We start from the raw sequence: 14,186 nt of genomic DNA, 5'->3' as shown, positions 1-14,186 counted from the left end.
ATGTGTCTTGCCTCTATATCAGATCGAATATGGGGGATTTAAAGGAGGCCGCTTGCACCGGCGGTCGGCTCCCTCGCCCCGCTTGCGGGGAGAGGGTGGGGTGAGAGGGGGAGTCTCCGCGAGGGAGGTGAGAGTTGGATTCGCGGAGAGTCCCCCTCACCCGGAATGCGCGCGGAAGCGCGCCCATTCCGGCCTCTCCCCGCACGCAGGGAGAGGCGAAGAAGCCTACGCCGCCACCTGCTCGCCGAGATACGCCACCGCCGCCTCGAGCCCGCCTTTGCCGTGCGGGATCTTCAGCGCGTTGAGGCCGACCTCGATGACCCCGAGCGTGCCGAGCAGCATCGGCGCGTTAACATGGCCCATATGGGCGATGCGGAAAGCTTGTCCCGAGAGATCGCCGATGCCGGTGCCGAGCACGACGCCGCACTTCTCCTTGCAATAGCGCTGCAGCACCGCGGGATCGTGGCCGGTGGTCATGGTCACCGTGGTCACGGTGTTGGAGCGCTCATGCGGTTCGGCGACGTTGAAGCCGAGCACCTGGCCCTCAGTCCATGCGCCGACCGCCCGCCGCGCGGCTTCGCCGAGCAGGGCGTGGCGGCGGAACGCGTTCTCCAGGCCTTCCTCGTGAATAAGGTCGATCGCCTGGCGCAGCGCGAACAACAGATGCACCGGCGCGGTGCCGGCATATTTGCGATAGTTCTCGGTGCCCTCGCGCTCGCTCCAGCTCCAATAGGGCGTTGCCATGTTCGCCTTCTTGTGGGCTTCCAGCGCACGCGCGTTCGCGGAGACGAAGCCGAGGCCGGGCGGCGTCATCAGGCCCTTCTGCGAGCCGGACATCGCGACGTCGACGCCCCATTTGTCCATCTCGAACGGCATGCAGCCGAGCGAGGCGACGGTGTCGACCATGTACAGCGCGGGATGGCCGGCCGCCTTGATCGCCTTGCCGATCGCCTCGATGTCGTTCTGCACGCCTGAGGCCGTATCGATCTGGACGACGACGACGGCCTTGATCTTGTGCTCGGAGTCGCGGCGCAGCCGCTCCTCGACCTCGTGCGGCCGCACCGCACGGCGCCAGTCGCCCTTGAGCACCTCGACCTCGGCGCCCATCAGCGCTGCCGCATTGCCCCAGCCGATCGCAAACCGTCCGCTCTCCAGCACCAGCACCTTGTCGCCGCGCGACAGCACGTTGCTCAGCGCGGCTTCCCAGGCGCCGTGGCCGTTGGCGATGTAGATGTAGGACTTGCCCTTGGTCGCGAACAGATTCGAGATGTCGCGGAGCAGGCTTTCAGTCAGGTCGAGCATCTCCCTGGAGTAGATGTCGATCGCCGGACGATGCATCGCCTGCAGCACCGCGTCGGGCATCGTGGTGGGCCCGGGGATGGCCAGAAATTCCCGGCCCGCGCGAACGGTCATTGCTATCTTCCTTGTGTCGTGAAGACTGTCTGGTGGGTCGCTGATTCACTCTTCTACGCGGCGGCGCAGCCTGAGAAAAGCACGTAAAATGCAGGTCTGAGGTGGGTTATCGCTTCGTCTCGCGGCAGCCGGCGGCCTCGGCCTCCTCGACCGAGCAGAACCAGCGTGTGCCCTTGCTGATCTTCATCTTGATCTGGGTGTACCAGCGGCTGTTCGGGGTGTGATAGATACACTCGCCGGCCGTGTTGACGTTGCCCTTGATGGTGCAGTCCGGCGAGGGCGCGACCGGCCCCGAAGCCGAGGCGAGCAGCACTGCATGGGCGCCTTCGGGCGGCTTGGTGGCGCCCAAAATCGTCGTCTTCTTGTTGCGCACGCGCCAGTCCCAGGGGGCGATGAAGGCGCCCTGCCACATCCCGGCTTTTGCCTCACGTGCGGCAGCCTCGTCCGCGTCGTAATCGTGGGAGACGCGGGCGTAGGACAGGGCCCAGCCGCTGCGCACCAGCCATTTCTGGATGTCCTCGCCGCCGACCTCGCAGCGCGCCACGGTGCGGCCGCGCCGGTCGATCGAGCGGGCATGGCAGACCCAGCTCTTGCCCTCGGTGTATTTGGCGAGCTCGTCGCGCGCTGCCGCGCCGCAGGTCCAGCGCTCGGATTTGTTGTTGAGGCAAAGCTGGTCGGCCGACGGCGCGTCGATGCCGCCAAGCCGGATCCGCGTGCTGCCGATCAGGACGGAATCGCCATCACGGACCTTGGCGGTGCCGGTGACGTCAGCCGCCTGCGCCAGCGACGGCACAGCGAGCAGAGACAGCGCAATCAGGACTTTTCGCAACATGTCGGTCCGAAGGTTCGGGAAAATCTCGATAAGCCCCGCAATTGTGGTCGGCTTTGGGCCGCCCGGCCAGCACATGCCTGACGGAGAGGCTTTCAACTTCCCGTCATTGTGTGACGGTTCTCGTGTCCCGGACGCGGTGCGGCATGCAACGCCGCTCCGCTGAGCCGGGACCCAGAAAATCGCGGGGGAGCGTACCGGTGTCGTGGGCCCCGGCTCTGCAGCGCACCGCCGAAGAGGCGCTGCGCTGCGTCCGGGGCACGGATGGAGTGCGTCTCACCCCCGCACCATTCGCCTCCGCGCCACCGCCAGTCCCATCAACACAAACGCCGACGTCACCTCCGGGCCGCCGACCAAAATCCGCGTCGGGGTCTTCATCTTGTTCCATTCATAGGCGCGGAACGGGCCGCGGCGGCCGCCTTCGCCGATGGCGTTGACGATCACGTTCAGAGCCGGCGCGAACGCGCGCGGGTCGGCGCCGAGATGGCCGAGCGCGATCAGCGCCAGTGCCGCGTCGAACACGTTCATCTCGGCCGCCATCAGCTCGCCCTTGACATAGGAAAGCACGCGATGGCGGATGAAATCGAAATCGCCGTCGGGATCGATCGCAGCCTGGGCTGCCAGCGGCAGCGCCAGGAAGGCCGCATAGCAGCGGCCGAAATAGGCGCTGTAGAGCTCCGGCAGATAATAGATGTGCGAGCGCGGATTGGCGAAGGCACCGCTCGCCGCCAGCCGCTTCTGGAAGCCGATGATGCGATGCACGGTCGCGAGCCGCGCCGGTGTCTCCAGAATCCTCCAGCGCGCCAGATTGCGAAAGCTCACCTCGAGAATGTCGAGATTGAGCGTCGGGTCGAGATCGTTGCCGTAAGGACGCTCGCCCTTGAGGTTGTCGATCCAGGTCGCAACGCCGCCTTCGTAGTCGATATTGTCGTTGAGCGGCACCGTCACGCGCGGCTCGTTGACACCGGCATGCACCTGATAGCCCGCGTAGAAATCCAGCAGCGGCTGGTCGATGATCGGATCGGTGCAGCCGGCCTGCGTCGCCGCGGAAATCGAGCACGCCGTGGTGTCGCAATCCGGCACATAGACGCCGAAGCCAAGGTCCTGCTTGATCTGGGCGAAATAGCGCGAAAAGCGCGGATGCGGCGCCGGTGCCAGCGCCGTGATGACGTTGAAGCGCTGGCCGCCGCTGCCCTCGACCTGCTCGCGGCTGATGTTGACGCAGAAATCGACCATGTCGGCGATGGCGCGCTCGGCTGCAGTCTTGTCGGCCGGCGAGGCGAGCCCCGTTTCGACATAGCCGAGCAGCGCCTCGATGAAGAACGCATCGTAATAGGCCGAGCGGTGGCGGATCTGCACCGGCTCCCACATCGGCTCGGCGATTCCTCGCCAGGGTGGATTGACCACGGCGCGCGCGGGCGAGCGCGCGATGAAGACTCGGGCGAGGTTGAACAGCAGCGATGAATTCTTGTAGCCACGCGCGTTCAGCCCGCTGAGCGCCATGATCAGCTCGCGGCCGCGAAAATCGGGATCGCCGATCAGGTTGAAGGCGGCATAGGTCGGCAGGAAACCGTTGTTGCGGTACGAGCCGAGCAGATGCTGCGCGCAGTCGCGGATCACGCCGTCGATCTGCGATTGTGCCGGCATCGCGCCCACGAAATTGACCGGCGGCGGTTTTGGATGGTCGAGCGCGATGGTGTCGACGAGATCGGCGATGGGCTGGCCGACCGCCGCCCAGTCGGGTTCGGCATCGTCGCGGGCGCGGGCCAAAGCCTCGCGCAGCCGGGTCAGCTTGGCCTCGTCACGCAGATCGCTCAGGCCGGCGCGGCGCAGCAGCACCCGCAGCGCCGGGTTGCCGAGCGCGGTCTTGTAAAATTTCGCCAGATGCGGATCGCCGCTGGCTTGGCCCGACAAGACGGGATCGCAGACGTCATAAAGGGAGGGGCCGTCTTTCCGCGCCGTCAGCACCCGGCACGCGGCACCTGCAAAATAATGAAAGCTCATGAAATACCTGGTCGCGGGGGACTTTCACGGGAGCCAGGTCGATGACCCGTCCCCCACAAGTCTTTGAAAAGCTACCCGGATTCGCGGGAAATACAAATGTGACTGACGTCACGGAAAAGCCCGGCACGGGAGCTGCATAATCAATCCCCGGAAGGCTACGGGGAGCCAAAAATGGAGAAATCTGTTTGGGTAATTAACCAATATATTCAGTGGCTTAGATCAAATTTGGGACGATCTATTGCCGGGCCGGTGATATCCGGTTAAGGGTTTGTTTGGTGCGGCGCCGCAAATTGCGCGCAATTCGGGGGCACTCCCCCGGCCAATCCCTCAAACCTAAAGACGCCATCGCGCTACTCAATCCGTGTGCGCGCGCATGGACGGTCTTTGGCACTGACAGGAATGAACCGAGATGAATGTAAGGCAGCTCGACATTTCCCGACGCACGATTGCGGTGGCCGCGGCCCTCATCGGCACGGTGTCGCTGGCGATCGGCGCTCATGCTGCGCTGAATATGCGTTCGCTCGATGCCGCCAAGGCCGTTTCGACCGACCAGGTCACGGGCTCGCTGGGCCAGACCTCGCGTCTCGCGCTCGTCATCGGCAATGGTCATTATCCCGACGCGACCGCGCCGCTGACGCAGTCGATCAACGACGCGCGCGCGCTGTCCTCGTCGCTGCGCAAGAACGGTTTTGACGTCGACATGGTGGAGGACGCGAGCAAGGACGACATGGTCCGCGCCGTCAACCGCCTCAAGTCCCGCATCAGGCACGACACCGTCGTCATGCTGTTCTTCGGCGGCTACGGCGTGCAGGCCGGCCGCGAGAGCTACATGCTGCCGGTCGATGCCGTGATCTGGAAGGAAAGCGACGTCCGCCGCCAGGGCGTCTCGATCGAGGGCGTGCTCAACATGATGAAGGAGCAGGGCGCCAAGGCCAAGCTCGTCGTCGTCGATGCGTCCCGCCGCAATCCCTATGAGCGCCGCTTCCGCTCCTATTCGCATGGCCTCGCGCCGATCGGCACGCCCGACAATGCGCTGATCCTCTCCTCGGCCTCGCCCGGCAAGGTCGTCGACGACGGCAAGGGCGAGCACAGCACGCTGGTCAGCGAGCTCCTCAACAATCTCAATGCGCAAGGTAGCAGCGCCGAAAGCGTCTTCAACAAGACCCGCGTCGCCATCTCCCGCGCCTCCGAAGGCGACCAGGTCCCGACGGTTTCGTCCTCGCTGCTCGAGGACGTGCAGTTCAACGAAGCCGGCGGCTAGTTTCTAGCGGCAGCTTCGTAGGGTGGGCAAAGGCGCCCTTGCGCCGTGCCCACCATCTTTCCAACATTTCAATAGAAGAGGTGGGCACGCTTCGCTTTGCCCACCCTACGAGACCGTTGCTACTTCGCCGCTTCGCTCGCCATCACCGGGCGCACGGGATCGCCTTCGCGCAGCAGCGCGCCGGCACGGGCGACGACGATATCGCCTTCGGTGAGGCCGTCGCGGACCTCGATATTGCCGCCCGACATCAAGCCGGTCTCGACGCGCTTGGTCTCGACGCGGTTGCGGCGGATCACCTGCACCACGGTGCCGGCGGATGAATATTGCACCGACGTCAGCGGCACCGCGACGTTGCAGCTCTGCCCGGTCTTGATCAGCGCGCGGCCGCTCGCATTGAGCAGCAGCCGCTTCTGCGAGGAGATGCCGATATAGACCATGCCTTGCTGGATGTTCGGCTCGACGGTCGGTCCGATGCGGCGCACCTTGCCCTCGATATCGCCGGCGCCGGCAATGCGCACGGTGGTCGGCTGATTGACCGCGAGCTTCCTGACATCGTTGGTCGCAACCAGGCCGACGAGATCATATTCGCTGCGCGCCACGATGGTGAACAGCGCCTCGCCCTTGGCCGAGGCGGGATTGCCGATCTGCGCGGTCGAGGTGGCGATGACGCCGGCAACGGGGGCGGTGACCTGCAGCGTGCCGCCTTCGGGCAGCGCCAGCCGTGCCAGCACCTGGCCGGCCGTCGTGGTCTCGCCGGCTTCGGCCAGCACCTCGGTCACCTTGAGCCCGGGACGCTCGGGCCGCACCGAGGTCTCCTCGCGCGCGATGATCGAGCCGGTGGCCTCGACGATGTCGGAGAAGCAGGACTTTGCCGCCTTCAGCACCGTGACCGCCGGCCCCTTGGGCGCGTCGTCATCGGCAGCGAGCACGGGCTGGGCGGAGACCAGCACCAGTCCGGCGAGCGTAACGAAGGTCAGGGAAGAGGAACGCGCAGGCAATGAACGCATCGGTCATTCCAGTTGGCCGCCAAGAAGGCTTCAATCGATAGCAGAAGCGATTGCGGCGGGCCATGGGCTGACCGAATGAGAAATGCCGCAGCGCAGGCGGCAGGGAGCCGCCTGTTGATTTAGTCGCTGCGAAAGCAAAGAAGTTCGCCGGTGGTCGCGCATCCCGGACTCGTCATGGCCGGGCTTGTCCCGGCCATCCACGTCTTGGCCACGTGGAACGAAGAACGTGGATGCCCGGGACAAGCCCGGGCATGACGGCCTCTTGTAGAAGCTACCCTAGGAGAGGAGGGGCAGCGCCACCTCACTTCAGCGTCAAAAACTCCACCCAGTTCGGCTTCTTGCCGGTGGCGTAGGATTTCAGCTTGCTGAGTGCGCCGCTGGTCTGGTCGATGGCGTAGACCGTCATACCGTCGGACAGCTCGCCGACCGCGGCGAGGTAGCGGCCGGTCGGATCGATGTTGAAGCCGCGCGGCTGCTTCTCGGTCGGCACGCTGCCGATCGTGGTCAGCTTGCCGCCGGTGGCATCGACCTTGTAGGCGGTGAGCGTGTTGGTGGTGCGCTCGGAAGCGTAGAGGAAGCGGCCGTCGGGGGTGATGTGGATGTCGGCGGCCCAGGGTTTTCCGTTGAAGCCCTCGGGGAGCGCCGTCGTGCGCTGGATCTCGCTCCACGCGCCGCTCCTGGCTTCATAGCTGTATGCTGCGACGTCGCCGTTCAGCTCGTGGATGAGATAGACGAACTTGCCGTTGGGGTGAAACACGAAGTGCCGTGGCCCGGACTTCTCCGGCGTCTTGATCGCCGGCGGATCGTTCGGCGTCAGCGTGCCCGCAGCGGCGTCGAACGCAAAGCTCAACACCTGATCGGAGCCGAGATTGGTCGCGAACACAAACCGGTTGTCGGGCGAGGGCAGCAAGGCGTGTGCGTTCAGCCCGGTCGGGATCACCTGCTTCGGCTCGCCGACGACGCCGTTGGCTTGAAGCGGATTTAGCGCGACCTTGTTGCCGCCATAGGAGGCGCTGAAGAGCACCTTGCCGCCGCGGTCGGTGGCGATGTTGGCCATGCTGTCGGCGAGCGGCCCGTTGCCGATATGGCTGAGGAGGCCCGTCTTGGGATCGATCGCAAAGCTCTCCGCGAGGAAGGGCTGCGAGCGGACGCCGGCGATCAGCACGCGGTGGTCGGGCGTGATCGCGAGCGGGGTCGAGGATCCCGGTTTTTCGACGCCGGTGAAGGCGGCCGTCTGCACCGGCGTCATCTCGCCGTTCTCGGCGATCTTGAACACGCTGATGTCGTTGCTGTCGGCATTGCCGACATAGGCGAAGGTTTCGGCCATGCCGGCACGGACTCCGGAAACGAGGGCAAGAGCGCTGACAAGAGCGGTGAAGAGCGTGGTGGCGATCGCCGCGCGGGATGCGGGGCGTGTCGGTTTGATCATGGGCCGTCCTCCTGAGCCGGTATGGCTTGTCGTTTTGCGGCAGAGGATAGCGGCTGGGGTTCCGTTGCACCAAATTCCAATTGGGATTGATCGATGCCGAAATGGTATCGGTTGCAAGGCGCTTTCGAGAGACAAGGCGTTTTCGAGCGAAGTGGGATGCTGGTTCGTGTCTACCGCACCGACGCCGTCAGGTCGCGTGAGGGCAGATGCGGGCCGGCCGGATGGTCGGGTGGCCCGAGCACGGTCCACACGGCAACGGCCACCAAGGCCGAGGTCAGGATGGTCCAGGCGACGAGTTGCTTGCGCATCAGGCCAAATCCGTCCGTCGAAGGTTCGGCCATCGTGCACTGCAAACGGCGACGACCCTATGAACTCGTTCACAGGGGCCTTCGGTATGGCGATGTCGTGGCAAAGCGCCACACCGGTTAAACCGATCGCAAGGTCTCGCTGACAAACTCAGGAGAGGTTGCGCTTCGCCTGCTCAAGTCGCAGGCATCCCCGCCGCATGATCGCGTGGGAACGGCGGCCGCGCCCCGCCGTTACCCCGGTCTCGCCGGTGGAGGACACCGAAACGGAGGCTGGCACGTGTTTTGGATTTATTGGGACACCGCCTGGTCGCTTATCATCAGCGGCATCATGTTCACCACCATCGTCACGCATCCGGACGCCGAGCTCGTCGAAGTGCACGCCGCAAAGCGACGAATGTGAACTTTTACGGGACCTGAGGTCGCCGCCTCCAACAGGGGCAAATTGAGCCTGGCTCGCGCCTGGCCAGCGGGGTAGGCGCATCTGGTGAACCAAATCTTAGGAGCAGGCCGGTATTTTTCTGCATCTTTTTCAGATTCAGAGACCCGGCGCTCCCCATGGCATTGTTCGGCAATCCCTCCATTCGTTCGGTTCTCGGCGCCATCATCGGCGTCCTCGGCCTGTTCCTGGTCGGGCAGCTCTCGACCGGGCTGCTTGGCGCCATCGCGCGCAACAGCGCGGCGCAGAAGGTCGAGCGCTTCGCCAGCACCGACCAGCAGCTGTTCGCGACCCTGCTCGGCTTCCGGCTCGAGCGCGGAACGTTCCTGTCGGGTCTGGTCGCGGACGCCCCGGCCAATGCCAATGCCGATGACCGCATCGCCACCAACCGGGGATTGTCGGAAACGGCCTACAAGAACGTGCTCGAGCGTCTCACGGGTGTGAGCGATCCTCGCCTGGCCGCCGCCACGAGCAAGCTGGTCGCGATCCACGACGCACTCGTGCCGTTGCGAACAAAGGCGGAAGGCGCCATCCATCAGCCGAAGGCCACGCGTGACGCCAGGGTCGGCGACGAGTTCCGCAAAGCCGCGCAAGATTATCTCGATGCCATTCTGGCGCTGACGGCCGAGCTCGAGAACGCGCTCAAGCTCACCGATCCCGTGGTCGATCATCTCCTGGGAATCAAGCAGTCGGCCTGGTCGGCGCGTGCAAACGGTGGCTCCGTCGCAATCCGTCTTGAAGCTGCGGCTGCGGCCGGCAAGCCCTGGAGTGCCGCCGACATGGTCGGCGCTGCCGAGGATACCGGCCGCTCCAAGCAGGCCTGGAGCCAGGTGCTGGAAGTCGCCGCGCGCCCTGACGCGCCGGCAAGCCTCACCGACGTGATCGCGCGCTCGAAGCAGGGCGAGGCTGCCGCCATGACCGAGCGCCAGCAGGGCTTCATCAAGGCGCTGAGCAACAACCAGACCATCGACATCAAGGTCGAGGATCTGTCCAAGCTCAATACCGCGATTCTCAACTATAGCGTCGAGGCCGGCCAGGCCGCGCTTGCCGAAATGGTCGCCCGCGCCGGTCAACAGATGACATCGGCGACATGGAGCCTCGCGCTCAATGGCGGGATGATGCTGGTTGCGCTCGCCATTACGGCTTTCGGCTTCATCCTGGTGAACCGCCGCGTCAGCGCGCCAATCCGCACGCTGACGCAGGCGATGCGCTCGCTTGCCGAGCGTGACTATGCGATCGCGCTCGCGGGCATCGAGCGCGGCGACGAGATCGGAGAAATGTCGCGTGCGGTGTCGGTGTTCAGGGAGAACATGATCGCCGGCGATCGCCTCGCCCAGGAGCAATCGACGGAGCAGGGCCGGAAAGAGCGGCGCCAGCTTGCGGTCGACGGCCTGATCGAGCAGTTCGAGAAGACCGTCACAGAATCGCTGCACACGCTGGCCTCTGCCTCCGGCGAGCTCAACGCCACCGCGCAGTCGATGTCGTCGACCGCCGAGCAGGGCTCGTCCCAGGCGGCCTCGGTCGCGAGCCTGTCGGGCGATGCCTCCTCCAACGTTCAGACGGTCGCGGCTGCGACGGAAGAGCTGTCGGCCTCGATCAGCGAGATCAGCCGTCAGGTCGCGGAATCCTCCAGCATTGCCGGTGCCGCCGCCAGCGAAGCCGATCGCACCAATACCGAGGTGCAGGCGCTGGCCGATGCCGCCCAGCGCATCGGCGACGTCGTCGCGCTGATCACCGGCATTGCCGAGCAGACCAACCTGCTTGCGCTCAACGCCACCATCGAGGCGGCGCGCGCGGGCGACGCCGGCCGTGGCTTTGCGGTGGTCGCATCCGAGGTGAAGAACCTCGCCACGCAGACCGCGAAGGCGACCGAGGAGATCACGGGTCAGGTCGCCGCGATCCAGGGCGCGACCAAGTCGTCGGTGACCGCGATCCAGTCGATCGGCACCACCATCCAGCGCGTCAACGAGATCGCGGCTGCGATCGCGGCCGCCGTCGAGGAGCAGGGCGCCGCAACGCGCGAGATCGCCCGCAATGTGCAGCAGGCCTCGCAGGGCACCAACGAGGTCTCGCGCCACATCTCCGGCGTGTCGCAAGCCGCCGGCCAGACCGGTGCCGCCGCAGGCGAAGTGCTGGATTCGGCCAAGATGCTGGCGCGCCTGTCGGACGATCTCAAGCGCGACGTCGACCGCTTCGTCGGCGATCTCCGGGCGGCGTAGCGCAATTCTGCTCCGCTTGCGGTGTGCCGGATGCTGCGCAGCGCATCGTTGCGTGTTGCGCTTCGCCCCGGAGACGAGTGTTCAAGGTCCTTATCGCGCAGGCCAGGCGTCTCCGTCGCTGTCGATGAAGTGCGTCGGCAGGAGCCGGTCAGCGGTAAACGATGCGGCCGTGAGCGCTCGCCCAAAGCAGGCACCGGTGTCGATGTTGAGGCGGTTTGGACGCAAGTCCGGCAGGCCGGATTCAGTTGGAGTGTGTCCGTGAACGACGAACGCCCCGTGACTGGCACGAGACGACAGGAACGGCTCGCGGATCCACAATACATCATCCTCGGTTTGATCCGGGACCGGCACACCGGGTCGAATTCCGGCATGGACAAAAAGTCGGCCACGATCCGTGAACGTCAGTGGAAGCGCGTCGATCCAGGCAAGATGTTCCTTTGGAAGCTCGCACGGATCTCCGACACCATAGCTATCCAGCGTCTGCTCCCCGCCATTGGCCCACCAATTGACCAGGTCTGCATCCGTCCGCTCTCTTGCGGCGGCTCGTAGCAGCATGTCGTCGTGATTGCCGCGCAAGCAGACGACATGATCAGTTCCGCGCTCCTGCCTGTCGATCAGGACATCGAGGACCTTTCTTGCGTCCGGCCCACGGTCAACATAGTCGCCAATGAATACAAACCGAGCATGCCGTCCGCCTTTGATCATATCGCAGGCCTCCAGAAGGCGGACCAGCTTGTCAAAGCAGCCGTGTACATCACCGATTGCAAATGTGATGATATCGTCCAACACGCCAATCTCCGGAGCAGCCGAACACTTGGCAAGGAAATGCCTCTTGATGCCAGCAGAATATTTTTTTGGAATATTCCATAATAAGTAAATTTCTTCGAGCCTCGTTTGAATCCTCGGAGTGAAGACTATTGCGAGGCGGACGCGTCGCAGCGAGATCCGCAAGTCTTACAGGCTCCCAAGGCCACGACGAACGTTCGGCTTCAAACCTACGAGGGTCCACTCAGTGCGAATGAAAATCCACCGAGGAACGCGCGAAATCGGCGGAACGTGTGTTGAGCTGGAAAGCGCGGGGAATCGAATTCTTCTTGATCTCGGACTCCCTCTTGCGGCATCGGATCTGGCCTCGACGCCGCTACCCGATGTCGAAGGGCTGGGCGGAGGCGAGGACCGGCCATTGGCCATCATTCTGTCGCACGGGCACCGGGATCACTGGGGTCTCGTTCCCAAGGCCAGCCGCGAAATCCCGCTTGTGATGGGGAGGGCGACCGAAAGCATCATGCGGGCGGCCACCGATTTCGTTCCAGATGCCGTTGCGCTCGATGCGGTTCACCATCTCGAGCACGCGAGACGAATGACAATCGGACCTTTCAGCGTCACGCCGCGCTTGGTGGATCATTCAGGCTTCGACGCCTATGCCATGGAGATCGAGGCCGACGGCAAACGCCTGTTCTATTCCGGCGACCTCCGGGCGCACGGCCGCAAGGGCAGCCTGTTTGAGGCCCTGATCGGCAACCCGCCTCGCAACATCGATATCATGCTGATGGAGGGGTCGAGCCTCGGCCGTCTACCGGACGACGGGACCTTCCCGACGGAAGATACCTTGGAATTGACTTTCGCCGACCGCTTCAAGGACACCGCGGGTGTGGCGCTGGTCGCCTGTTCGGCGCAGAATATCGATCGGGTCGTTACGGTTTACCGTGCGGCCAAGCGATGCGGGCGAACGCTCATCATCGACGCCTACGCGGCGGAAATCCTGAAAGCGACCGGGCAACAGAGCATTCCGAGGCCCTCGACCGGCTGGTCCAATCTTGCAGTCTACATTCCGGAAAGGCAGCGGCGGCAACTGAAGGCGAGGGGAATTGCCGCGCTGGTCGACAGCTACCGCGGATTCAGGCTTTGGCCCGAGCAATTGGCTGAGCAGGCGTCGCGATCGGTCATGCTGTTTCGCGGCTGGATGATGGATGATCTCGATCGGGCCAATGCCCTTTCGGGGGCCAGCCTGTTCTGGTCGCAATGGGACGGATATCTTGCGGAGGGCACTCCGGGCGCGGCGCTCAGAGCGGATTGTGAAGCCCGTCGCATACCTTTCGAAGTCATTCATACGTCAGGGCACGCCAGCCCGCGGGATTTGAAGCGTCTTGCTGCAGCGGTTGCACCCAAATGGCTGGTCCCGATCCATACCTTCGAGCGCCATCGATTCCCAGGACTCTTCGAAAATGTGAAACTGGTGAATGACGGCGAATGGACTGAGGTTGGCCGCGAGCCGTAGTACCGCTCTCACAGGATCATCAACGGCGGATCGCAAAGGCAGGCAATGGGTTCATTCGTTCGCAAATTCGACCTCGATACTTTCGAGAAACGCTTGACCAACTCCGGGCAGGAGGGTTGGTGGAATGATCTGCTGATGCTGTGGCGACCAAGCGGGCAAGAGTCGGGCACGCATGGGCTGCGACTTGCCATTCGCAACAATTATCTGAATTTCTACCGGCTCGGACAATCGATCGCGCGCGTCGGCCTCAACAGACAAAAGCAGCCCACACTGGCCGTGCACGCAAAGTACGTCCTGCCTGAGGCTGAGAGACGGACAGTCGGGCAGGAGTATGTCGTGCTTACCGGCTCCACTCTGACTCACCCGGGCGGGCAAGAGTTCCCCTATGAAGGCATTCAGACTCTGAAGGCGTGGATTGATGCGGCCAAGGACTATACTGGGGACGAGAAGAAGTTTGTCGATAAGCTCTTGAGCGTTCCGGAAAATGACGGCGTCATCGATCTGGAAATGGCTTTGCCGGCCTGGGGCAATGTGAAGGCTGCGTCGCGCATGGATCTGGTCTCAATCGAACGGGTCAATGGACAACTCACTGTCTTTTTTGGCGAAGTGAAGCTCTTCGATGACAGCCGGCTGCGTTGTCGGGCCGCGCTTGTTCGCGATGAAATGCCGGAGGTTCTCAGGCAATTGAGCATCTATCGAAACTATCTGGCCGTTCCGAGCCACCGGGCTCGGATCAGCGAACAATATGCAGAAGCGGCCCAATGGCTCTCGCGGTTGCGAGATGCGGCCGATGCCATCGGCCAGACGCGCCCGCTTGGACGGGCCATCCTGCAATCGAGACACGAAAGTCTCTCGGTCGCTAATCTCGCTCGGCTGATCGTGCACAACGAACACCAGCGCGCGTGGACCGTGCACCGCGCCAAGCTCGAAGCTGAACGAGAGCGTGTGCCGATGATAGAGCTCGGTGCAGCAGGCCCGCTCAACCTCGCAACGACAACTTAG

Annotated in this window: 12 protein-coding genes; 5 read left to right on the top strand and 7 right to left on the bottom strand. The window is 64.0% G+C overall.

The window, feature by feature from the left end:
* Positions 1–225: 225 nt before the first annotated feature.
* The 3 genes from ABID58_RS29205 to ABID58_RS29195 all read right to left on the bottom strand — a co-directional run bounded on the left by ABID58_RS29205 (position 226) and on the right by ABID58_RS29195 (position 4,246).
* Positions 226–1,413 carry a pyridoxal-phosphate-dependent aminotransferase family protein gene (locus tag ABID58_RS29205; protein WP_354036280.1) on the bottom strand — a complete coding sequence of 396 codons (1,188 nt, stop codon included), beginning with the start codon at positions 1,411–1,413 and terminating at the stop codon, positions 226–228.
* Between the two features lie 106 nt (positions 1,414–1,519).
* Positions 1,520–2,245, bottom strand: a complete 726-nt coding sequence (locus ABID58_RS29200; RefSeq protein WP_354036279.1) for a thermonuclease family protein — start codon at positions 2,243–2,245, stop codon at positions 1,520–1,522.
* Positions 2,246–2,518: 273 nt separating this feature from the next.
* Positions 2,519–4,246, bottom strand: a complete 1,728-nt coding sequence (locus tag ABID58_RS29195) for a hypothetical protein (protein ID WP_354036278.1) — start codon at positions 4,244–4,246, stop codon at positions 2,519–2,521.
* A 409-nt stretch (positions 4,247–4,655) separates the two neighbouring features.
* On the opposite strand from ABID58_RS29195, the gene ABID58_RS29190 reads away from it, so the two are divergent.
* Positions 4,656–5,507 carry a caspase family protein gene (locus tag ABID58_RS29190; protein WP_148755890.1) on the top strand — a complete coding sequence of 284 codons (852 nt, stop codon included), beginning with the start codon at positions 4,656–4,658 and terminating at the stop codon, positions 5,505–5,507.
* 119 nt (positions 5,508–5,626) lie between these two features.
* Here ABID58_RS29190 and ABID58_RS29185 read toward each other — a convergent pair whose 3' ends face one another.
* The 3 genes from ABID58_RS29185 to ABID58_RS29175 form a co-directional block, all read right to left on the bottom strand.
* Positions 5,627–6,514 (bottom strand): efflux RND transporter periplasmic adaptor subunit, encoded by an 888-nt coding sequence (locus ABID58_RS29185; protein WP_354036276.1) that lies wholly within the window; start codon positions 6,512–6,514, stop codon positions 5,627–5,629.
* 301 nt (positions 6,515–6,815) lie between these two features.
* The gene (locus ABID58_RS29180; RefSeq protein WP_354036275.1) at positions 6,816–7,943 is read right to left on the bottom strand and encodes a lactonase family protein; all 1,128 of its coding nucleotides are present in this window, start codon (positions 7,941–7,943) and stop codon (positions 6,816–6,818) included.
* Positions 7,944–8,113: 170 nt separating this feature from the next.
* Positions 8,114–8,284, bottom strand: a complete 171-nt coding sequence (locus ABID58_RS29175; RefSeq protein ID WP_187435412.1) for a hypothetical protein — start codon at positions 8,282–8,284, stop codon at positions 8,114–8,116.
* Between the two features lie 244 nt (positions 8,285–8,528).
* Here ABID58_RS29175 and ABID58_RS29170 point away from each other — a divergent pair, with 244 nt between their 5' ends.
* Complete coding sequence (locus ABID58_RS29170) at positions 8,529–8,651, top strand: hypothetical protein (RefSeq protein WP_283812804.1); 123 nt, start codon at positions 8,529–8,531, stop codon at positions 8,649–8,651.
* A 155-nt stretch (positions 8,652–8,806) separates the two neighbouring features.
* Positions 8,807–10,906 carry a methyl-accepting chemotaxis protein gene (locus tag ABID58_RS29165; protein ID WP_354036274.1) on the top strand — a complete coding sequence of 700 codons (2,100 nt, stop codon included), beginning with the start codon at positions 8,807–8,809 and terminating at the stop codon, positions 10,904–10,906.
* A 90-nt stretch (positions 10,907–10,996) separates the two neighbouring features.
* Here ABID58_RS29165 and ABID58_RS29160 read toward each other — a convergent pair whose 3' ends face one another.
* Positions 10,997–11,857: a metallophosphoesterase family protein gene (locus ABID58_RS29160; RefSeq protein WP_354036273.1), complete on the bottom strand. Its 861-nt coding sequence runs from the start codon at positions 11,855–11,857 to the stop codon at positions 10,997–10,999.
* Positions 11,858–11,924: 67 nt separating this feature from the next.
* On the opposite strand from ABID58_RS29160, the gene ABID58_RS29155 reads away from it, so the two are divergent.
* Complete coding sequence (locus ABID58_RS29155) at positions 11,925–13,184, top strand: MBL fold metallo-hydrolase (RefSeq protein ID WP_354036301.1); 1,260 nt, start codon at positions 11,925–11,927, stop codon at positions 13,182–13,184.
* 45 nt (positions 13,185–13,229) lie between these two features.
* The gene (locus ABID58_RS29150) at positions 13,230–14,186 is read left to right on the top strand and encodes a hypothetical protein (RefSeq protein ID WP_354036272.1); all 957 of its coding nucleotides are present in this window, start codon (positions 13,230–13,232) and stop codon (positions 14,184–14,186) included.

It is taken from the genome of Bradyrhizobium sp. S3.2.6, assembly GCF_040546885.1.
Lineage (GTDB): Bacteria > Pseudomonadota > Alphaproteobacteria > Rhizobiales > Xanthobacteraceae > Bradyrhizobium > Bradyrhizobium cytisi.
This window is presented reverse-complemented; position numbering and strand designations above follow the sequence as displayed.

Excerpts from the sequence above, each read along its gene's own strand:
- ABID58_RS29205 (WP_354036280.1), bottom strand. The coding sequence starts at position 1,413 with ATGACCGTTCGCGCGGGCCGGGAATTTCTGGCCATCCCCGGGCCCACC.
- ABID58_RS29200 (WP_354036279.1), bottom strand. The coding sequence starts at position 2,245 with ATGTTGCGAAAAGTCCTGATTGCGCTGTCTCTGCTCGCTGTGCCGTCG.
- ABID58_RS29195 (WP_354036278.1), bottom strand. The coding sequence starts at position 4,246 with ATGAGCTTTCATTATTTTGCAGGTGCCGCGTGCCGGGTGCTGACGGCG.
- ABID58_RS29190 (WP_148755890.1), top strand. The coding sequence starts at position 4,656 with ATGAATGTAAGGCAGCTCGACATTTCCCGACGCACGATTGCGGTGGCC.
- ABID58_RS29185 (WP_354036276.1), bottom strand. The coding sequence starts at position 6,514 with ATGCGTTCATTGCCTGCGCGTTCCTCTTCCCTGACCTTCGTTACGCTC.
- ABID58_RS29180 (WP_354036275.1), bottom strand. The coding sequence starts at position 7,943 with ATGATCAAACCGACACGCCCCGCATCCCGCGCGGCGATCGCCACCACG.
- ABID58_RS29175 (WP_187435412.1), bottom strand. The coding sequence starts at position 8,284 with ATGGCCGAACCTTCGACGGACGGATTTGGCCTGATGCGCAAGCAACTC.
- ABID58_RS29165 (WP_354036274.1), top strand. The coding sequence starts at position 8,807 with ATGGCATTGTTCGGCAATCCCTCCATTCGTTCGGTTCTCGGCGCCATC.
- ABID58_RS29155 (WP_354036301.1), top strand. The coding sequence starts at position 11,925 with ATGAAAATCCACCGAGGAACGCGCGAAATCGGCGGAACGTGTGTTGAG.
- ABID58_RS29150 (WP_354036272.1), top strand. The coding sequence starts at position 13,230 with ATGGGTTCATTCGTTCGCAAATTCGACCTCGATACTTTCGAGAAACGC.